The sequence below is a fragment of the Flagellimonas lutimaris genome (assembly GCF_051494225.1).
Classification (GTDB): Bacteria; Bacteroidota; Bacteroidia; order Flavobacteriales; family Flavobacteriaceae; genus Flagellimonas; species Flagellimonas lutimaris_A.
On sequence record NZ_JBNPYE010000001.1, the window covers coordinates 183,760 to 203,900 of the forward strand.

General features: G+C 41.7%; 14 protein-coding genes. 2 read left to right on the plus strand and 12 right to left on the minus strand.

Annotation, left to right across the window (positions count from 1 at the left end; all coding sequences use genetic code 11):
• Positions 1-29 precede the first annotated feature (29 nt).
• The 6 genes from ACQQ5U_RS00800 to purL all read right to left on the minus strand — a co-directional run bounded on the left by ACQQ5U_RS00800 (position 30) and on the right by purL (position 11,667).
• A complete protein-coding gene (locus ACQQ5U_RS00800) occupies positions 30-1,838 on the minus strand; it encodes an acyl-CoA dehydrogenase family protein (protein ID WP_437395022.1) in 1,809 nt (602 codons plus the stop codon).
• A 20-nt stretch (positions 1,839-1,858) separates the two neighbouring features.
• Positions 1,859-3,049 (minus strand): acetyl-CoA C-acyltransferase, encoded by a 1,191-nt coding sequence (locus tag ACQQ5U_RS00805; protein WP_437395023.1) that lies wholly within the window; start codon positions 3,047-3,049, stop codon positions 1,859-1,861.
• 49 nt (positions 3,050-3,098) lie between these two features.
• Complete coding sequence (locus tag ACQQ5U_RS00810) at positions 3,099-5,504, minus strand: 3-hydroxyacyl-CoA dehydrogenase NAD-binding domain-containing protein (RefSeq protein ID WP_437395024.1); 2,406 nt, start codon at positions 5,502-5,504, stop codon at positions 3,099-3,101.
• Between the two features lie 15 nt (positions 5,505-5,519).
• Positions 5,520-5,969, minus strand: a complete 450-nt coding sequence (locus ACQQ5U_RS00815; RefSeq protein WP_437395025.1) for a MarR family winged helix-turn-helix transcriptional regulator — start codon at positions 5,967-5,969, stop codon at positions 5,520-5,522.
• 135 nt (positions 5,970-6,104) lie between these two features.
• The gene (locus ACQQ5U_RS00820; RefSeq protein WP_437395026.1) at positions 6,105-7,874 is read right to left on the minus strand and encodes an AMP-dependent synthetase/ligase; all 1,770 of its coding nucleotides are present in this window, start codon (positions 7,872-7,874) and stop codon (positions 6,105-6,107) included.
• Between the two features lie 127 nt (positions 7,875-8,001).
• The gene (purL, locus tag ACQQ5U_RS00825) at positions 8,002-11,667 is read right to left on the minus strand and encodes a phosphoribosylformylglycinamidine synthase (RefSeq protein WP_437395027.1); all 3,666 of its coding nucleotides are present in this window, start codon (positions 11,665-11,667) and stop codon (positions 8,002-8,004) included.
• 236 nt (positions 11,668-11,903) lie between these two features.
• On the opposite strand from purL, the gene ACQQ5U_RS00830 reads away from it, so the two are divergent.
• Positions 11,904-13,496 carry an amidohydrolase gene (locus ACQQ5U_RS00830; protein WP_437395028.1) on the plus strand — a complete coding sequence of 531 codons (1,593 nt, stop codon included), beginning with the start codon at positions 11,904-11,906 and terminating at the stop codon, positions 13,494-13,496.
• Positions 13,497-13,703: 207 nt separating this feature from the next.
• Here ACQQ5U_RS00830 and ACQQ5U_RS00835 read toward each other — a convergent pair whose 3' ends face one another.
• Positions 13,704-14,918: a methyltransferase domain-containing protein gene (locus ACQQ5U_RS00835; protein ID WP_288933492.1), complete on the minus strand. Its 1,215-nt coding sequence runs from the start codon at positions 14,916-14,918 to the stop codon at positions 13,704-13,706.
• Positions 14,919-14,977: 59 nt separating this feature from the next.
• On the opposite strand from ACQQ5U_RS00835, the gene ACQQ5U_RS00840 reads away from it, so the two are divergent.
• Positions 14,978-16,009 (plus strand): WD40/YVTN/BNR-like repeat-containing protein, encoded by a 1,032-nt coding sequence (locus ACQQ5U_RS00840; protein WP_437395029.1) that lies wholly within the window; start codon positions 14,978-14,980, stop codon positions 16,007-16,009.
• A 55-nt stretch (positions 16,010-16,064) separates the two neighbouring features.
• Here ACQQ5U_RS00840 and ACQQ5U_RS00845 read toward each other — a convergent pair whose 3' ends face one another.
• The 5 genes from ACQQ5U_RS00845 to ACQQ5U_RS00865 all read right to left on the minus strand — a co-directional run bounded on the left by ACQQ5U_RS00845 (position 16,065) and on the right by ACQQ5U_RS00865 (position 20,140).
• Positions 16,065-16,418, minus strand: a complete 354-nt coding sequence (locus ACQQ5U_RS00845) for a DUF6515 family protein (protein WP_437395030.1) — start codon at positions 16,416-16,418, stop codon at positions 16,065-16,067.
• Positions 16,419-16,527: 109 nt separating this feature from the next.
• Complete coding sequence (locus ACQQ5U_RS00850; RefSeq protein WP_437395031.1) at positions 16,528-16,968, minus strand: hypothetical protein; 441 nt, start codon at positions 16,966-16,968, stop codon at positions 16,528-16,530.
• On the minus strand, positions 16,961-17,494 hold the full coding sequence (locus tag ACQQ5U_RS00855) for a hypothetical protein (protein WP_437395032.1): 534 nt from the start codon (positions 17,492-17,494) through the stop codon (positions 16,961-16,963). Before ACQQ5U_RS00855 ends, ACQQ5U_RS00850 begins: the two co-directional genes overlap by 8 nt.
• A 33-nt stretch (positions 17,495-17,527) precedes the next feature.
• The gene (locus ACQQ5U_RS00860; protein WP_437395033.1) at positions 17,528-18,070 is read right to left on the minus strand and encodes an RNA polymerase sigma factor; all 543 of its coding nucleotides are present in this window, start codon (positions 18,068-18,070) and stop codon (positions 17,528-17,530) included.
• Positions 18,071-18,313: 243 nt separating this feature from the next.
• Entirely contained in the window at positions 18,314-20,140 is a 1,827-nt protein-coding gene (locus ACQQ5U_RS00865; RefSeq protein ID WP_437395034.1) for an ABC transporter ATP-binding protein, read from the minus strand.
• Position 20,141: the final 1 nt, after the last annotated feature.

Consider the following 20,141-nt stretch of genomic DNA (forward strand, 5'->3'; position numbering starts at 1 on the left):
CTGGGCTTTCATCCCAACAAATATTTGAATTAGTCAAAGGTATACCCATTATCTGCGGCAACTTTGTCGGCGATTTGCGTTCTAAGTTTCACAACATTGGGTTGGTTTGTGTACTTGGTGAAGCGTTTAAGACCCATTAGCATCATACGTTGTTCATCACCTTCCGCAAAAGAAACTATAGCTTCCTTTCCTTTTTGTTGAACAATGTCGACCGCCCTGTACAAATACAACTTGGACATTGCTATTTGCGCAGATTGGGCTTCTTCACCAAAACGTTTTGCATTTTTCTCGGTTCTTAAAATAGCAGATTCTGCCATATAGGTTTGAATCAGGATATCGGATGCTGCCATTAACAACATCTGATGTTTTTCCAAATCCGGTCCAAATTTTTGAACGGCACTTCCTGCAATCATCAAGAATACTTTTTTCAATCGGGCAATCAAGTCTTTCTCTTCTGATAACACTTCAGAGAAGTCTGGTGTTTCAAAAGATGGGATGCCCATCAATTCTTCGCCCACGGCCGTAGCTGGACCTAGTAAGTCAACATGGCCTTTCATGGCCTTTTTTACCAACATTCCTACGGAAAGCATACGGTTGATTTCGTTGGTACCTTCATAAATTCTAGAAATACGGGCATCTCTCCAGGCAGATTCCATTGGGGTATCTGCGCTAAAGCCCATTCCTCCGAATATTTGGATACCTTCATCCGTAGTATGTTGAACATGTTCAGAAACAGCCACTTTTAAAATGGAACATTCAATTGCGTATTCCTCAACACCTTTAAGCTCTGCTTCTTGGTGAGAATTTCCACTTGCTTCGCGGATGGCGATCCTATCCTCGATATTTTTAGCGGCACGGTAACAGGCGGCTTCATCTACATAAGCATTGGTGGCCATATCTGCAATTTTTGCTTTGATGGCACCAAAGTTTATGATTGGTGTTTTAAATTGAATACGTTCGTTGGCATATTTGGTAGCCTCACCAATAACCCTTCTTTGAGCCTCCAAACATGCGGCTGCCAATTTGATCCTGCCCACATTTAGTGCATTCATGGCAATCTTGAATCCATTACCCCTTTCGGACAACATGTTTTCAACGGGAACTTTGGTTTCATTGAAAAATACCTGACGGGTAGAAGAGGAGTGGATTCCCAACTTCTTTTCTTCTTCGCCTAGGGAAATTCCATTTTCCGGATCGTTTTCAACAATAAACCCGGTAATGTTTTTATCGTCATCTATTCTGGCAAAAACAATAAATAGGTTGCAGAAACCTGCGTTGGATATCCACATTTTCTGTCCCGTAATGCTATAATACTTACCGTCATCGGAGAGCACTGCTTTGGTTTTACCTGAGTTGGCATCGGATCCAGCCCCCGGCTCTGTCAAACAATACGCACCAAACCACTCACCGGTAGCCAATTTAGGTACATATTTTTGTTTTTGCTCTTCTGTTCCATATAACGTAATGGGCAAGGTTCCAATTCCAGTGTGCGCTCCAAAAGCGGTACTGAAGGATCCCGTGGCACCTGAAATATAATCACAGACCAACATAGTGGAAACAAATCCCATTCCCAAACCTCCATAGGCTTCGGGAACAGCTACACTCAAAAGACCAAGCTCTCCGGCTTTTTTCATACACTCTTCCGTGTAGGCGTAATCTTTTTTCTCGAAACGCTCCCAATGTGCCCACAGTTCTCTGTCTACAAACTCCTTGGTACTTTCGCGCATCATTTTTTGTTCTTCGTTGAGGTCCTCAAGGGTGAATATGTCATCACATTTGGTCTCCTTGACCAAAAATTGACCTCCTCTCAGTATGTCTTTTTCTGTTGTATCGCTCATGATTTTTTGTGTTTAGTAATTTAATTTAGGAACTCGAATATACCAGCGGCACCTTGTCCAGTACCTACGCACATGGTGACCATACCGTATTTGCCTTTCATATTCCGTTTTCTCATTTCATCGAAAAGTTGGACCGAAAGTTTAGCTCCCGTGCATCCCAATGGGTGACCTAGGGCAATGGCACCTCCATTAACATTTACGATATCTTGGTTTAGGCCAAGTTCTCGGATAACGGCCAATGATTGTGATGCAAACGCTTCGTTCAACTCAATAAGGTCTATTTGGTCCTGCTTCATTCCAGCTTGTTTTAACGCTTTTGGAATGGCTTTAACAGGTCCAATTCCCATAATTCTTGGTTCTACCCCGGCAGCGGCATAGTTTACCAGGCGGGCAATGGGTTCAAGGTTCAGTTCTTTTACCATTTCTTCGCTCATCACCATAACAAAAGCGGCTCCATCACTCATTTGGGATGAGTTTCCAGCAGTTACGCTACCATCAGCGGCAAAAACTGGTCTTAATTTGTTCAATGTGGGAATATTGGTACCTTTTCTTGGCCCTTCATCCTTGGTGACGGTGTAATTCTTGGTTTCCTTTTTCCCTGATTCATTTACAAAGGTGTGTTCCACTTCAATGGGTACAATTTGGTCTTGAAAACGATCTTCTGCTTGAGCCTTCAGAGCCTTCATATGAGAATTGAAGGCGAATTCATCTTGATCCTCACGAGAAACCTTGAACTGTTTTGCAACCGCCTCCGCGGTTAGGCCCATGCCCCAATAATAGTCTTCGTGACCTTCCTTGGCCGTTGCGTAATCGGGAGTTGGTTTATAACCACCCATGGGGATGTAACTCATGCTTTCTGCACCACCTGCGATGATGCAATCTGCCATTCCCGATTGGATTTTGGCTGTAGCAATCCCTATGGTTTCCAACCCTGATGCGCAATAGCGGTTAACGGTTACACCTGGGACATCTTCAATATCAAGTCCCATTAGGGAGACAAGCCTTGCCATGTTCAAGCCTTGCTCGGCTTCTGGCATGGCATTTCCCACAATAACGTCATCAATACGTTTTTTGTCCAACTGAGGAAGCTCTTTCATCATATGTTCAATGGTTTCTGCCGCCAGTTCATCTGGTCGCTTAAACCTGAACAGACCTTTTGGGGCTTTTCCCACGGCTGTTCTATATCCTTTTACTATATATGCTGTTTTCATTTTTCTTTGGATTCTTTGATCATTGGATAATTCGATTAATCCTATTCATCTAATTTCTAAGTGGTTTTCCTGTTTTCAACATGTGCTGGATGCGTTCCAAGGTTTTTCTTTCCGTACAAAGGGACAAGAATGCTTCTCGTTCCAAATCCAAAAGATATTGTTCGGTTACCATGGTAGCTTCTGATAAATCACCACCCGCCATAACATAGGCCAATTTATCCGCAATCTTTTTGTCGTGCTCCGAAATATAATGTCCAGCTTCCATAGAGTCCGTGCCAACCAAGAACATTCCGAGAGCTTGTTTTCCGAGTACTTTTACATCTTTGCGTTTCACAGGCTTTGTGTAGCCTGCATCCGCCATTATTTTAGCATGTGCTTTGGCAGTCGCAATCTGACGGTCTTTATTAACCACCACTACATCTTTTCCTTTTTGCAAGATGCCCAAATCAAAGGCTTCATAGGCCGATGTTGAGACTTTTGCCATTCCGATGGTCAAGAAATATTCCTGCAACACATTCAACTCCACATCATTTTTTCTAAAAGTGTCGGCAGCGCGAAGGGCCATTTCCTTGGAGCCACCTCCGCCAGGAATTACACCTACACCAAATTCTACTAAACCAATGTAAGTTTCGGCAGCTGCTACCACTTTATCAGCATGCATTGAGAGTTCGCAACCACCTCCTAATGCCATGCCGTGTGGGGCAGAAACTGTGGGAATTGAAGAATATCTCATCCGCATCATGGTGTCTTGGAACATTTTGATGGCCATATTCAGCTCATCATATTCTTGTTCCACGGCCATCATGAAAATCATACCGATATTGGCTCCTACAGAGAAATTGGCCGCTTGGTTACCGATAACCAATCCTGCAAAATCTTTTTCGGCAAGGTCCACTGCTTTATTCAAACCAGCGAGTACGTCGCCGCCAATGGTATTCATTTTGGATTGGAATTCACAGTTCAGGATTCCATCACCCAAATCTTCTATTACAACACCACTGTTTTTGAAAACCTCGTTGGATTTTCGAATGTTGTCCAAAATGATGAATGCATCCTGACCCGGAACTTTCTCCATGGTCTTTTTGGGAATATCATAGAAGTAGGTGTTACCCTCTTTTACGGTATAGAAGGAATCAATTCCTGCCTCCTTCATTTCGGAAACCCATGAAGCGGCTTCCAAACCTTCTGCTTTGATCAGTTCAAGACCTTTGTCCAGACCCACGGCATCCCAAATTTGGAAAGGTCCGTGTTCCCAGCCAAAACCTGCCTTCATGGCATCATCTATTTTGTATAGTTCGTCCGTTATTTCTGGAATACGATGTGTGACGTAGGCGAAAAGGGCACCAAAACTCTTTCTGTAGAATTCAACTGCCTTGTCTTTTCCTCCAACTAAAACAGGGAAACGGTCAATAACCTTGTCAATGGTCTTTGTGAGTTCCAAAGTGGCAAATTTTGCACTCTTTTTGGAACGGTAGTCCATGGAATCCAAATCCAAAGTGAGAATTTCACTTTTGCCATTGTCTCCTTTAATCTTTTTATAAAAACCTTGTCCAGATTTGCTTCCCAACCACTTGTTATCCATCATGGTTTGAATGAAATCGGGCAATTGGAACAGTTTGTGACGTTCATCGTCCTTACAGTTCTCACTGATTCCGTTAGCTACGTGCACAAGGGTGTCCAAACCAACCACATCAACAGTACGGAAGGTAGCAGATTTCGGTCTTCCGATTACGGGGCCTGTCAGTTTATCGACCTCCTCTACGGTCATACCTAAATCCTTCACGGCGTGGAAAAGACTTTGAATACTGAAGATTCCGATTCTGTTACCGATAAAGGCGGGTGTGTCTTTGGCAACAACCGATGTTTTGCCCAAGAACTGTTCTCCATATCCGTTTAGGAATTCCAAAACGTCCTTTGAGGTTTTTGGACCAGGAATTATTTCGAAAAGTTTCAGATACCGAGCGGGATTAAAAAAGTGGGTCCCACAGAAATGCTTCTGGAAATCATCACTTCTGCCTTCGCTCATAAACTTAATAGGAATACCAGAAGTGTTGGAAGTTATCAAGGTACCTGGTGTGCGGTGTTTGTCCAGGTTCTCAAATACCTGTTTTTTGATGTCCAATCGTTCCACTACCACTTCAATGATCCAATCCACATCGGCCACTTTGGAAATATCGTCTTCCATATTCCCCGTTGTAATTCGGTCTGCAAATTTTTGATGGTAAATAGGGGAGGGTTTTGATTTTAGTGAAACAGCCAATGAATCGTTTACTAAACGATTGCGTACCACTTTATCTTCCAAAGTAAGTCCTTTGGCTTTTTCCTTGTCGTTAAGTTCGCGCGGAACTATATCCAACAACAACACCTCGACCCCAATGTTCGCAAAGTGACAGGCAATGCCACTTCCCATAATTCCGGAACCGATTACGGCAACTTTGTTTATATGCCTTTTCATGTGCGAGTTTGTAAATTAATTATTAGTTGTTTTTGTATAGATTTTTTTATCGGTAATAAGCTTATTGATAATTTCCATGGTCTTAAAAAAACCATTTATATCTTCTTCTGTTAAATGCTCCTTTACTACTTTGTTAAACTGAAGTACCACTTCTTTGGAACCTTCCCGTTTTTCCAGTCCAAGAGGGGTTAAATGAATCAGTACTCCACGTCCATCTTTTGGGTTTCGTTTCCGTTGTATATATCCTTTCTCCTCAATATTTTTTAAGATTCTGGACAAACTAGTTGCTTCCATGCCCATTTTGGGTCCCAATGTTGTACTTGGTGTGCCTCCTTTTGGGTCAATACTCAATAAGGTAAATCCAATGGCCATTGTAAGCCCGTAGTTTTTTGCTTCCTCATTGTACATTTTACTAACAGCCTGCCAGGTGGCCCTAAGGGCGTAATCAATGGTCAAATCTTTCATAGAACTGGTTTGGTGTTCTCAAATATATGAAAATTTATTATGCATGCATAATAAATTTTGTGAAATAGATATGATGTAAAAACAAAGGGCCAGCATCTACTGCTGACCCTTCATAATAATTTGATGATGATATTTTCAATGTCCATAAATATCATTGTACAGGCTTAAGTATTTCTCCTTGATGATTTTTCTTTTCAGTTTTAAGGTGGGAGTTACGTGTCCTCCTTCAACGCTCCACACATCGGGTGTAAGTCTAAATTGTTTTACCTTTTCCCACTTGGCAAATTCTTCGTTGGCCCAATCCACTTCTTCTTGCAGTCGGTGAATCACTTTGTCATTTTTTACAATCTCTTCGTTGCCACCAAGGTTGATATCGTGGCGCTTGGCCCATTCCCGGACAAATTCAAAGTTAGGTTGGATGAGTGCGGCGGGCATTTTTTCACCTTCGCCCACGACCATAATTTGCTCAATAAAACGGGATTGCTTAAAGCGATTTTCCAATAATTGTGGGGCAACATATTTACCTCCGGAGGTTTTGAACATTTCTTTTTTACGGTCGGTAATACGCAAAAAGCCTTCAGCATCTATTTCTCCAATATCGCCGGTATGGAAATAGTCCCCTGTCATTACTTGTGCAGTTTTTTCAGGGTCTTTATAATATCCCAACATTACATTGGGTCCCTTACATAGTATTTCGCCATCCTCAGCAATTTTCACCTCAACGCGATCAATTATTTTACCAACCGTTCCGATCTTCCATCCCCTGTTCCGTTGATCGTTCACGGCAATAACCGGAGAGGTTTCTGTAAGGCCATATCCTTCCATAACCGGCATGTTGGCAGCACCAAAAATGCGCGCCAATCTGGGTTGAAGGGCAGCACTACCGGACACCATGATCTCCAGGTTTCCACCAAGACCTTCTTTCCATTTGCTAAAGATTAACTTGCGGGCAACACCTAATTTTTTTTCGTACCACCAGCCATTGGCTTCGTAGGGTTCAAACTTAAGTCCAACTTCTACTGCCCAGAAGAACAATTTCTTTTTAATGCCGGTAAGTGCAGCGCCCTTCGCTATAATGGAGTCGTAGACTTTTTCGAGTAGTCGAGGAACGACCGTCATTACCTGCGGTTTTACTTCTTTTATGTTATCACTAATTTTGTCCAGACCTTCGGCAAAATGAATTTCAATACAACAATATTGATATAAATAGAGCAACATTCTTTCAAAAATGTGGCAAACGGGTAAAAAACTAAGGGCGCTTCCGCCTGACTCAAAAGGCACTCTTTTTTCACTCGAAATTACATTGGATACAATATTGTCATGGGATAGCATTACCCCTTTTGGTTTGCCGGTTGTCCCAGAAGTGTAAATCAAAGTTGCTAAATCTTCAGGTTTTACCGAATCCTTCAATTTTTCAACTTCATCTTGGTTGGATGCATCGGCACCACGTTCCAATACTTCTTTCCAGTTTTTACAATTGTCAAGTTCATCAAAAGAGTAAACCTCTTCTAGTTTTTTAATGTTAGAACTGATGGCAAGCACTTTTTCCAATACCTCTTCGCATGAAACAAAGCAATACTTGGCTTCGGAGTGGTTTAGGATATACTCATAATCTTCTTCTGAAATGGTAGGGTATATAGGAACGGTTTGTGCCCCGATCTGTAGGATGCCAATATCCATTATGTTCCACTCCGTGCGATTGGTCATGGATATAATGGCAATTTTATCATTTGGCTTAACTCCCAATCTCAACAAAGCTCTACTTACCGCATTTGCCTTGTCGATGTATTCTTTGGTGGACGTAGCTATCCATTTTCCATCACTTTTAGTGACCAATGATTTTTCTAAGGGGAGTTTTTCAAGTTGATAGTATGGGAAATCAAATAATCGGGTAACAGTTTGCATAGTAAGTTTTATGTAAAGCGGTTGCAAATTAGCAAAACAGACCTTAACTAGGAAACAGATTTAACAATTACCTTAGGCAAATTTTGCAAAATTCCCAATAAAATGCCCCTGACCCTTTATGATTTTATTAATCTTCCAGTTTTTCCAACCACTCCCTTGCATTCACAAAAGCTTGTAACCAAGGAGTTACCGTATCGACCCTATCCTTTGGATAGTGAGCCCAGTTCCATGGAAATGTAGATCGCTCAATATGTGGCATAGTCACTAAATGTCGACCTGTTTTGTCGCAAATCATTGCAGTGTTGAAATCACTTCCGTTTGGATTGGCAGGATACCCTTCATAACCGTACTTGGCCACGATGTGGTATTGGTCCTCGGTATGGGGTAAACTAAATTTACCTTCTCCGTGACTTATCCAGACCCCAATCGTAGTACCTGCCATGTTGGAAAGCATCACCGAATTGTTTTCTTGGATTTTTACCGAGGTAAAATTGCTCTCGTGTTTGTGTGAGTCATTGTAGGTCATTCTACCATGCGTATCATGCTCCGGGTTGATGAGGTCCAGCTCCATAAACAACTGGCAACCATTACAAATCCCTACAGAAAGTGTATCAGGTCTGGCAAAGAAATCTTTTAATGCTTTATTGGCCTTTTCGTTGTATTTAAAGGCTCCGGCCCAACCTTTGGCACTTCCCAATACATCGGAGTTGGAGAAACCACCAACGGCGCCAATAAATTGGATATCTTCCAAAGTTTCCCTCCCTGTAATGAGGTCGGTCATGTGCACATCTTTCACATCAAAACCTGCCAAATACATCGCGTTTGCCATTTCTCGCTCGGAATTACTCCCTTTCTCGCGAAGAATGGCAGCCTTTGGTCTTTTTGTGCTCGGAACTTTTGGCAAAGCACCACTGAATTCAGATGGAAAGCTATATTGCAACGGCTGCTCCTTATAATTATCGTATCTGTCTTTGGCCAAACCATTGGCAGTCTGTTTGTTGTCCAATAGGTAGGATGTTTTGAACCAAGTATCACGCAGGGAAGCAATGTTCAAACCTATTTCAATACCGTTATTTTTGATTTCCAAGGTACTTTCAGAAGTTGTAGTACCGATTTTTGCAAAATTAATCCCTGCTGCTTCCATCACTTTTTCTACGGAAGCATCTTTAGCTTGGAACACCACACCAATATTTTCAGAGAACAATAGTTTGATGATATCTTGTTCGCCAATGCTGGATAAATCCAATTTGGCACCCAAATCGTTATCTGCAAAGCAAAGTTCCAAAAGGGTAGTAATCAAACCACCTGAAGCCACATCGTGTCCAGCCAAAATTTGACCATCTTTGATGAGTTTCTGCAAGGTGTTGAAAACAGTTTTGAAATATCCAGCCTCTAAAACGGATGGAGCCTCATCACCAATGCCATTTAAAATTTGAGCAAAGGAAGAACCGCCCAATTTGTAGCTGTCCTTGGATATGTTGATGTAGTAAATATCCCCGCCATCTTTTTGCAAAACAGGTTCCACTACTTGGTTGATGTTGTTGCAATTCGCACCAGCAGAAATGATTACCGTTCCTGGGGATAATACTTCACCATCCTTATATTTTTGTTTCATGGAAAGCGAATCCTTTCCTGTAGGCACATTAATGCCCAAATCTATTGCAAACTCAGACAACGATTCCACTGCAGAATACAAACGTGCATCCTCACCTTCATTTCTGCAGGGCCACATCCAGTTTGCGGAGAGCGATACGGATTTTAAACCATCTTTCAACGGTGCCCAAACAATATTGGTCAAGGATTCCGCAACACTATTTCTACTTCCAGCAACTGGATCAATCAAAGCCGAGATAGGGGAGTGGCCAATACTGGTGGCAATCCCTTCTTTTCCTTTAAAATCGAGTGCCATAACACCACAGTTGTTCAAAGGTAACTGTAATGGTCCGGCGCATTGTTGCTTTGCAACGCGTCCCCCCACGCAACGGTCAACCTTGTTGGTCAACCAATCCTTACAGGCTACTGCCTCTAATTGCAACACTTGTTCCAAATAATCATGGAAATGTTCCAAAGAGTAGGCTAGTGCGGGATACTTTTGTTGAGCAGTTTTATCCGCCATAATGGTTTTGGGGGAGCTTCCGAACATATCGGAAAGTTCCAAGTTTATAGGAGTCTCACCCGTTTTACCCGATGTGAATTTAAAGGTATGGTCTCCCGTAACTTCACCAACGTTGTACATTGGGGAGCGTTCACGTGCCGAAACACGGTTTAACAAATCCAAATCTTTTTCACCGATCACCAATCCCATGCGTTCTTGGGATTCGTTGCCAATCAATTCTTTTTTGGAAAGGGTTGGGTCACCAACAGGTAATTTGTCCGTGTCGATGGTGCCACCTGTTTCCTCCACCAATTCGGACAGGCAGTTCAAATGTCCACCTGCTCCGTGATCGTGAATGGAAACAATGGGGTTATCGTGACTTTCAAACAATCCGCGAACGGCGTTTGAAGCTCTTTTTTGCATTTCGGGATTGGAACGTTGCACCGCATTTAATTCAATGGCCGAACTAAATTCTCCAGTATCTGCACTGGATACTGCGGCTCCGCCCATCCCAATACGATAATTATCACCACCTAGAACGACTATTTTGTCTCCTTTACTGGGAGTATCCTTCAAGGCTTGGTCGGTTTTTCCATAACCAATACCTCCGGCCATCATGATTACTTTGTCAAAACCTAATTTTCTGGCTTCTTCCTGATGTTCAAAAGTGAGTACGGAACCTGCAATCAAAGGTTGTCCAAATTTGTTTCCGAAGTCGGACGCTCCATTCGACGCCTTGATTAAGATATCCATTGGAGTCTGATATAGCCAATCCCTTTCTTTCATTCCATTTTCCCATGGACGGTTTTCTTCCAAGCGGGAGTAGGAAGTCATATAAACTGCAGTTCCTGCCAAAGGCAGCGAACCTTTCCCTCCCGCCAAACGATCCCTGATTTCTCCCCCGGAACCAGTCGCAGCGCCATTGAATGGTTCCACGGTAGTCGGAAAGTTATGGGTCTCCGCTTTTAGAGATAAAACGGAATCAAATTCTTTTTCTTCGTAAAAGTCAGGCTTGTCCGCGCTCTTGGGTGCAAACTGAACCGCTTTTGGACCTTTTATAAAGGCGACGTTGTCTTTGTAGGCCGAAACAATATCGTTTGGGTTGGCCTCGGAGGTTTTTTTGATCAATTTGAATAGAGAAGAGGGCTTCTCTTCCCCATCGATCACAAAAGTTCCGTTGAAAATTTTGTGCCTGCAGTGTTCGGAATTCACTTGACTAAAGCCAAATACTTCGGAATCTGTCAGCTTGCGCCCCAATTTCTTGGAGAGTCCTTCGAGGTACTCAACTTCTTCATCACTGAGAGCCAATCCTTCTTTTTCGTTGTAGGAGGAGATATCATCAATTTCCATAATAGGTTCGGGAACAATATTGATGGTGAATATATCCTGCCCCAATACATTATATTTTTGGGAAAGCATCGGGTCAAAGCCGATAAAGTCCTCCGTTACCGTATGGAATTCTTCAATACGAATAATCCCAGTGACACCCATATTTTGAGTAATCTCGGTGGCGTTGGTACTCCAAGGTGTCACCATGGCGGCCCGTGGCCCAACAAAAAAGGCGTCGAGTGACGCCGCTTCAATTTTGGGTTGGTTGCCAAACAACCAAGTCAGTTTATTAATGTCTTCCTGAGTGATTTCCTGAGCGGTTTGGACGGCAAAAACCTTGGTCGCCTTGTCCCCAAAAAAATGGATCATACAATCTGTGCGTTGAACGGTTTAAGAAAGTGCAAATTTACAATTTTGGAACGTAATTCATCTAACTACAAAGGTGTTTTGTTAACTAAACAATGTTGATAGTATGTATGGTTGAGAAAATAGAGGTATTTATCTTACTAATTCTTTAAAAGTTGACAACGTCAAAAGTTTAAACTTAGAGGATTAAAGTTGTTTTCCTATCTTAGAAGAATTATAGCTAACTCAAAATCAACCTTATGAAAATTACCAAAATCCTGTTATCCGGGATGTTACTTTTTGCAGGTATTACCACTTCAACAGCGCAAAAAAAGTACTCAAAAAGTCAAGTCAAAAAATTTAAAGCCGAAGTAGAAGCCATTGTCGAAGCCAATAAAAAGCAGACACAGGTAATGGTGGACAAAATTTTCAGTTTTGCAGAGCTCGGGTTCCAAGAAGAAGAGAGTTCAAAATACCTAACTGGAATCCTGGAAGAAAATGGCTTTACCATTGAGCATTCCATTTCCAATATCCCGACCGCTTGGTTTGCTTCTTGGAGCAATGGAGAAGGGCCCGTTATTGCTTTGGGAAGTGATGTGGATTGTATCCCCAAAGCATCTCAATATCCGGGCGTGGCATACCACAAGCCTATTGTTGAAGGTGCACCTGGACATGGTGAAGGACACAATGCAGGTATCCCGTTGAATATTACGTCTGCTTTGGCCGTTAAGGAGGTAATGGAAAAAGAGAACATTGGTGGTACTTTGATTCTTTGGCCTGGAATTGCCGAAGAATTGGTAGCTGCCAAAGCTTGGTATGTACGCGATGGTCTTTTTGATGATATTGATATGTGCATTTTCACCCATGTGAGCAGTAATTTAAGTGTCTCATGGGGTCCAACTCGTGGTACGGGTTTAATTTCTGTTGAATATATGTTTGACGGGGAATCGGCCCATTCTGCTGGTGCACCATGGAGAGGACGTAGTGCTTTGGATGCTGCAGAGCTTATGGATGTGGGGTGGAATTACAAGAGAGAGCACTTACACCCTTTAAAGCGTTCCCATTCTATTTTTACTGATGCTGGAGACCAGCCCAATGTGGTGCCTTCCAAAGCTGGAATCTGGTTTTATTTTAGAGATGTGACCTACGAAGGTATAATGGAAATGTATGCCGAAGCAAACGATATTGCTAAAGGTGCAGCTCTGATGACAGGTACTACAATGACATCGCGTATATTGGGCACTGCTTGGCCAAGACACTATAATAAGGTGATTGCCGAAACCATGTACGAAAATATTAAAAGTGTGGGGTTACCAACATGGACCGAAGCTGACCAAACTCTTGCCAAAGCGGTACAGACCCAAGTAAAATCTAAAAAAATCGAAGGATTGCCTACCGAGCTTTCCAAAATTGGACTTCCGGTATTGGAACCTGTTAGTGGAGGTTCGGATGATATTGGTGATATTTCCTGGAAAATACCAACAGTTACAATGCGCTTTCCATCAAATATCCCCAGTTTACCAGGTCACCATTGGGCCAATGCCATTGCCATGGCGACACCAATTGCACACAAAGGGGCTACGGCCGGTGCCAAAGCAGAAGCTATGACGATTATGGATTTCTTGCTAAAGCCTGAATTATTGACTCAAGCTTGGGATTATTTTAATAACGAGCAAACCAAGGAGACCAAATATGAACCAATGATTTCTGCAGATGATATGCCGCCCACGTTCTTGAACAAGGACAAACAAGATATGTTCCGTCCAGCTTTAAAGGAATTCTACTTTGATGAAACCAAATATGATACCTATTTGGAACAATTAGGGGTAGAGTATCCTACGGTCAAGGAATAAGTAATTAATATGTAATATGTCAGTTCGAGCGGAGTCGAGAACTTAAGCACATCTTGACTGCGCTCAATGTGACATAAGCAAAAAAAGAAGATTCTTCAGTCATTTTACTCCTTCAGAATGATGGTTCTGTTGTTCAAGAAAATGTCATTCTGAGCTAAGTGAAGAATCCCAAAATCTAACAATCCAATAATCCAACAATCGAAATTGTTAAGCTTTCTTCTTCAATAATGCCATATAAAACCCATCAAAACCCGTTTCCGAAGCAAAAACATTGCGTTCTCTTACAAACTCAAAGTCTTTCCCATTTTCGGATTCCAAAAACTTTTTGACTTGCTCTGAGTTTTCCTGCGGAAGTATGGAACAGGTAGCATAGACCATTTGCCCCCCTTTTTTAACCATTTTGCTATAGTTTTGGAGGATATCTTGCTGTACCCCCATAATACGGTCCACAAATTCAGGTTCCAGCTTCCATTTGGAATCGGGATTTCTTTTAATTACACCTAATCCAGAACAGGGAGCATCTAGTAATAATCGGTCGGCACTATTGTGCAGTTTTTTAATGACTTTGGTAGAATCAATCACTCGGGTTTCCACATTGTGAACGCCATTTCTTCGAGCTCTTTTCTTTAGTTTTTTCAATTTACTTTCATAGATATCCAAAGCAATCAATTGTCCTTTGTTTTGCATTTGGGAGGCTAAATGAAGGGTTTTACCTCCAGCACCGGCACAGGCGTCAATAACCCTTTGCCCAGGTTCTACTTCTAAAAATGGGGCAACCAATTGGGAGGAGGCATCCTGCACTTCAAAAAGACCATCTTTAAAGGCTTGGGTCACAAAAACATTCTTGCGCTCTACAAGTTTTAAGGCATCGGGATAACCTTCTATGGGCTCTGCAGCGATATCTTCCTTGGCTAAAAAAGCCCTCAGTTGCGTTTTTGGAACCTTGAGCGTATTGGTTCGCAAAATAACATCTGCTTGCTGGTTTTGTGCTGCAATTTCTTTGGTCCAAAGCTCGTTGCCCAAGGATTTTTCCCCTAGTTCGTCCATCCAATCAGGAATGGATTCCCTGTATTTTCGGATTTTGGAAAGTTCATCAAATCTACCTTTTATGCGACGTTCCGGAGTGCCTTCCAGTTGTTTCCAATCAGGAATACGAATTCCACGGAGTACACACCAAACGCCGAACAATCGGAACAAATGGGTTTTACTGTACGGGTCGTGTACTTCGGCAATTTCAGAATACAGGCGTTTCCATCGAACAATATCGTAGGTGGTCTCTGCGATAAAGCCTCGGTCCCGTGCGCCCCAGCGTTTATCATACCGCAGTACTTTTTCAATCACTTTATCGGCATATTCCCCTTCGTTAAAAATCATGTGAAGGGCATCAATTACGGCAAATACTAGGTTTCTGTGTAAACGCATCATATAAAATAAGGTTGCAAAGGTATGATTTCTCCTTACTTTTGAGGAAAATAAATACAATGAGGTCAATCATTTCCATTTTTGCTGTCCTAGTTTTAATTTCCTGTACCGAAGAGTCAAAAAAACAACCCTTTCAATCCGTGGATATAACCCCGGTTTTTGAAGACTCTGTAAGCATACGGGCGATTACTTTTTTGGATAACAGGACCTTGGCCTTTGCGGGAAGCAATGGAGTTTATGGCACTGTAGATGTAAATCCGCATCAAGTAAGGACCAATGTTCAAATTTATGATTCCCTAACTCCAAGTTTTAGGGCGGTTGGGGGAACAACCCAAGATTTCTTTATGCTTTCTGTGGAGAGCCCTGCCTTGCTATATAAAACTGGAGACCAAGGAAAAATGGAGTTGGTGTATACGGAGAAAGGTGAGGGGGTTTTTTATGATAGTCTTACATTTTGGAATGATAAAGAAGGTATTGCCGTAGGTGATACCATGGATGGATGTATTTCTATTATCATAACTAGGGATGGTGGAGATTCTTGGACAAAAACTCCATGTTCGGATTTGCCTGAAGGTATTGAAGGAGAAGGGGCATTTGCGGCCAGTAACAGCAATATTGCCGTGCAAGGGAATAAAGTTTGGATTGGAACCACAGAGGGGAGAATTTATTTTTCAGGTGATAAAGGCACTTCATGGGAAATACAGGAAACCCCGATTGTTTCAGATGAACCTACACAAGGTATTTATTCTATGGATTTTTTTGATGAAAATATGGGTTTCGCTATCGGAGGGGATTATACCCAGCCAGAATCCAATAATGCCAACAAAATAAAAACGGTCGATGGGGGTAAAACTTGGCAATTGATTGCCAACGGGCAGGAGCCCGGGTATAAAAGCTGCGTGCAGTTTGTTCCCAATTCAAATGGAGAAGCTTTGATTGCTGTAGGATTTACAGGAATTTCTTATTCTTCAGATGGTGGCGCGACATGGAAACAGATGAGTGAGGAGTCGTTTTACACACTGCGATTTTTAAATGATTCGACAGCCTTTGCTGCTGGTAAGAACAGAATTGCACAATTGGTATTCAAATAAAAGAGCGACGATTATATCGCCGCTCTTCACTAACTAAAAACAAATCAATCAAAAACTATATGTTTACAACGACATAATGTTGTCCTCTCCTTTTGTACCAAACACTTCTATATTGATATAGCCTTCTGCCATTCCTGTATACCACCTTGCTTCCTCTGGGCAGGGTTCTTACTTTAATTCCTCTGGGTGCGGCCGTAACCACATACTTTTTTCCGTGGGTTTTGTACCATACGCCATCGGCATAGTAGTAATTCGTTTTTTTGTGCACTATAACTCTTGGGTTTGCTATGGTTTTAACAATAGTTCCGTGCTTTGGGTAAACCCTTACCACTGTTCTTGTTTGTCCCTGAGTTGTTATTACGGCTCCTAAAAATGCGGTGATAACCAAAAATATTCTCATTCGTTTCATAACATTGGATTTTAATGGTTTCTGGTAGTAAGACCATGGTTTTTGGTAAAGGTTTAATCAAAAAAAGAAGCCCTGAGGCTTCTTGTCTGTTTTTATGATGTTACTCTGTTCAATTACGACCACGCCGTTTTCGGAACTGTTGAATCATCTGCCTTTTAAAATCCTCTTCGGCCTTGACCAATAACAACACTTTTTTGGCTGGAATTACCGTTCTCAATTTTGATAAAAAATCACGTTCCGCTTTTTGTTTTTCAAACTGGAGTGCAAGAAGATTGTCCAAAAGCTTTTCGGACTCGTTCGTAGAAAGGTCTTGGGCCCTTGAAATGTTGGCGTGCAGCTCCATGCGTTCCTTTCTGCGCATATGCTCCAAGGTTTCTTCGTGTTCGTTGTAAATGGGCCAGAATTGTTGGGCTTCTTCACTAGTTAAACCTACCCGTTCCGTGATAAAGGCAACCTTTAGTGATTTGATGCGCTCTCTTCCCGGACCTTGTGCGTGCATCAAAAAGGTTCCGAACAAAAGGAAACACAGTGTAAGTACTCTCTTATTCATAATCGGTGTCATCTAAATTTAATTCTTTAATATCTTCGACATTTTCATCCAAATATTCCATAATGATGTCGTCTTCCAAATCATCACCCAACATATCGGTCAACTCCATTTCTTCCAAAGAAACTACTTCAGCTATTTCATAAGAAGTCATTTCAAAATCGGTATTTTCCAAATAGGATTCTATCTCGGCGTTGGCCAAATCGTCAAAAGTGATGGGTTCGGAGGTTGAATTCCAAGTAAAGCTGAAAATCAATATAAAAATAGCAGCTACGGCAGCAACACCATAATAGAAATTCCGATTGGGTTTAAATTGAATGACCTTAGTTACTTTTGCAACGGTTTTGGAAAGAACAGTTGGTGTTACTTCATCAAAATAACCATCCGGAACTGCAAAACCATCACTTTTTGGAATTAAGGATGTTGTTTCTCCCGCTTCTTCTTTTTTGATTCTGTCCATAAGACGATCATTGAAGTTATCGAAATAACCTTCCGGGGTATTGAAACTGTTTTTTTTGTCCTTTTTCATCTTGTTGTTATGACTGCTAAATTCGCCAAAGGTTTAATTCTCTTTAAGATACGCTTCTATTTTTTTAACGGCTAAATGGTAGGAGGTCTTTAAAGCTCCCACGGAGGTGTCCAATGCCTCGGAAATATCCTTGTATTTCATTTCCTGAAAATACTTCATAGTGAACACCAATTTTTGTTTATCTGGAAGCGTGGCCAAGGCTTTCTGTAATTTGAGTTGAATCTCGTCTCCTTCAAAATATACATCGGCTTGAAGGTTTTCCACCATTCTATTTTTCAGTTCCTGGTCGCTGACTCCCATTTTTTTTGATTTCTGTTTCAGGAAGGTCAACGATTCGTTGGTGGCAATACGGTACATCCAGGAATAGAGCTTACTGTCACCTTTAAATTTTTCGATATTCCTGTAGACCTTGATAAATGTGTTTTGAAGCACATCGTCCGTATCATCGTGATTGAGGACAATCCTTCGAATATGCCAATACAGGCGTTCTTTGTAAGTGTTCACTAACACCTCAAAGGCCTTTGAGCGGCTTTCTTCTTGTTTCAGTTCCTGGACTAAGGTTTCCTCAGCAATCAATGTTTTTGTTGTTTGATGCTTTGACTAAGGTAAGGGGAAAAGGTTTAATTTTTATTTAGCAATGAACAATGAACAATGAACAATGAACAATGAACAATGAACAATGAACAATGAACGAGGGGCAAAGGTTAAAAGGTATATGGAGGGTTACCATTCCGAGCGAAGCGAAGAATCTTTAATTTTTCGAGATAGGAGCTTGTAATCGAATCATCTAACAATCTAATATTCCTGGAATCCAACTCCTTACGAAGAAAAGGACTGCATCTCCACAAGTTTCTTATAGTTTTTGTCTGACTTCATCAGTTCTTCGTGATTGCCTTGCTCTACAATTTCACCTTTACTCATCACCACAATGGCATCTGCGTTTTGGATGGTGGACAATCGATGAGCAATAACGATAGATGTTCGGTTTTGCATCATTTTCTCCAACGCATCTTGTACCAATCGTTCACTTTCAGTGTCCAAAGCGGAAGTAGCTTCGTCCAAAATCATGATGGGTGGGTTCTTAAGTACGGCCCTGGCTATGGACAATCGTTGTTTTTGACCACCACTCAGCTTGTTTCCGCTATCACCGATGTTGGTGTCGTAACCGTAGGGCAATTCCATGATAAAATCGTGTGCATTGGCTACTTTGGCAGCCTCGATGATTTCTTCCATCGTCGCGTTTTCTTTGCCCAGTGCGATATTGTTTTTTACGGAATCATTGAAGAGAATAGAGTCTTGTGTCACTAACCCCATAAGGCCGCGAAGCGACTTTTTGGTGATGTTTTTAATGTTGGTGCCATCAATCAAAATTTCACCTTTGTTGACATCGTAAAAGCGGGTCACCAAATTGGCCACGGTACTTTTTCCACTGCCGGACTGGCCCACCAAGGCTACGGTTTTGCCCTTATCAACCTTTAGGTTAAAGTCTTTAAGAACATAGTCGTCCTCATATTTGAAAGATATGTTTTTGAGCTCTACGCCAGTGCCGAAGTCGGATTTTTCATTAGCGCCATCAATATCCTTGATCGGATTTTCAGATTCGAGTATCTCCAAAACGCGCTCCGCAGCGGAATTCCCTTTTTTAACGGCGTAAGACGCTTTGCTAATAGCTTTTGCAGGTGTTAAAATATTGAATGCCAATCCCATATAGGAAATAAATGAGGCGGCATCCAAGGTTCCTTCCAAGAGGACCATGCGTCCGCCAAACCAGAGCAGCACACCAAATACAACAATTCCAAGGAATTCGCTGGTTGGAGATGATAGGTTTTGACGGTTTAATAACGAATTTGAAAACCTGAAAAATCGGGAAGTCGAGTTTTTGAAGATGTTGTAGAACTTGGATTCAGCATTAAAGGCTTTGATGACACGAAGTCCACCCAAGGTTTCTTCAACAATGGATAGAAATTCACCTTGTTCTTTTTGAACCTTATCCGATTTTTTCTTTAAAGATTTTCCGATTCGCGATATAATCATCCCCGCAATAGGAATAAAGATGAACACAAAAATGGTCAGTTTTACACTGATGATGAACATTACGATAATTGTAAACAAAATAGTCAATGGCTCGCGCACGATCAACTCCAAAATGGAGAGAAACGAGTGCTGAATTTCCAAAACATCGGAAGTGATTCTTGCAATAACATCTCCTTTTTTCTTTTCGGAGAAATAGGAAATGGGCAAGTCCACGATTTTTTGGTACATCTTGTTGCGAATATCCTTGAGCACGCCATTACGTAAAAAAGTGATGAAGTACATCGCCATGTAATTAAAGATGTTCTTGAAAAGAAATAAAAACAAGATGAGACCTACGGCCAAAAGAAGCCCTTTCATGGGGTCTTCACCCGAGAATTGGGTCACTTGATAATTCATGTACCCTTCAAAATAATCCTTTAGCTTCCCAATGCCTTCGTATGTCGGTGGCTCGTTGATTTGCTTGGTTTTATCAAAAAGTACATTGAGCATTGGGATGAGTGCGGCATAGGACAGAGCACTGAACAATGCATAAAGAATATTGAAGAATATATTCAGAATACCGTATCTGCGATATGGTTTCGCAAACAGGAGAATCTTTTTAAAGTAGTTCATT

What these genes read in the sequence shown, in the direction of transcription:
- ACQQ5U_RS00800 (WP_437395022.1), bottom strand. Translation starts at nt 1,838, where the DNA reads ATGAGCGATACAACAGAAAAAGACATACTGAGAGGAGGTCAATTTTTG.
- ACQQ5U_RS00805 (WP_437395023.1), bottom strand. Translation starts at nt 3,049, where the DNA reads ATGAAAACAGCATATATAGTAAAAGGATATAGAACAGCCGTGGGAAAA.
- ACQQ5U_RS00810 (WP_437395024.1), bottom strand. Translation starts at nt 5,504, where the DNA reads ATGAAAAGGCATATAAACAAAGTTGCCGTAATCGGTTCCGGAATTATG.
- ACQQ5U_RS00815 (WP_437395025.1), bottom strand. Translation starts at nt 5,969, where the DNA reads ATGAAAGATTTGACCATTGATTACGCCCTTAGGGCCACCTGGCAGGCT.
- ACQQ5U_RS00820 (WP_437395026.1), bottom strand. Translation starts at nt 7,874, where the DNA reads ATGCAAACTGTTACCCGATTATTTGATTTCCCATACTATCAACTTGAA.
- purL (WP_437395027.1), bottom strand. Translation starts at nt 11,667, where the DNA reads ATGATCCATTTTTTTGGGGACAAGGCGACCAAGGTTTTTGCCGTCCAA.
- ACQQ5U_RS00830 (WP_437395028.1), top strand. Translation starts at nt 11,904, where the DNA reads ATGAAAATTACCAAAATCCTGTTATCCGGGATGTTACTTTTTGCAGGT.
- ACQQ5U_RS00835 (WP_288933492.1), bottom strand. Translation starts at nt 14,918, where the DNA reads ATGCGTTTACACAGAAACCTAGTATTTGCCGTAATTGATGCCCTTCAC.
- ACQQ5U_RS00840 (WP_437395029.1), top strand. Translation starts at nt 14,978, where the DNA reads ATGAGGTCAATCATTTCCATTTTTGCTGTCCTAGTTTTAATTTCCTGT.
- ACQQ5U_RS00845 (WP_437395030.1), bottom strand. Translation starts at nt 16,418, where the DNA reads ATGAAACGAATGAGAATATTTTTGGTTATCACCGCATTTTTAGGAGCC.
- ACQQ5U_RS00850 (WP_437395031.1), bottom strand. Translation starts at nt 16,968, where the DNA reads ATGAATAAGAGAGTACTTACACTGTGTTTCCTTTTGTTCGGAACCTTT.
- ACQQ5U_RS00855 (WP_437395032.1), bottom strand. Translation starts at nt 17,494, where the DNA reads ATGAAAAAGGACAAAAAAAACAGTTTCAATACCCCGGAAGGTTATTTC.
- ACQQ5U_RS00865 (WP_437395034.1), bottom strand. Translation starts at nt 20,140, where the DNA reads ATGAACTACTTTAAAAAGATTCTCCTGTTTGCGAAACCATATCGCAGA.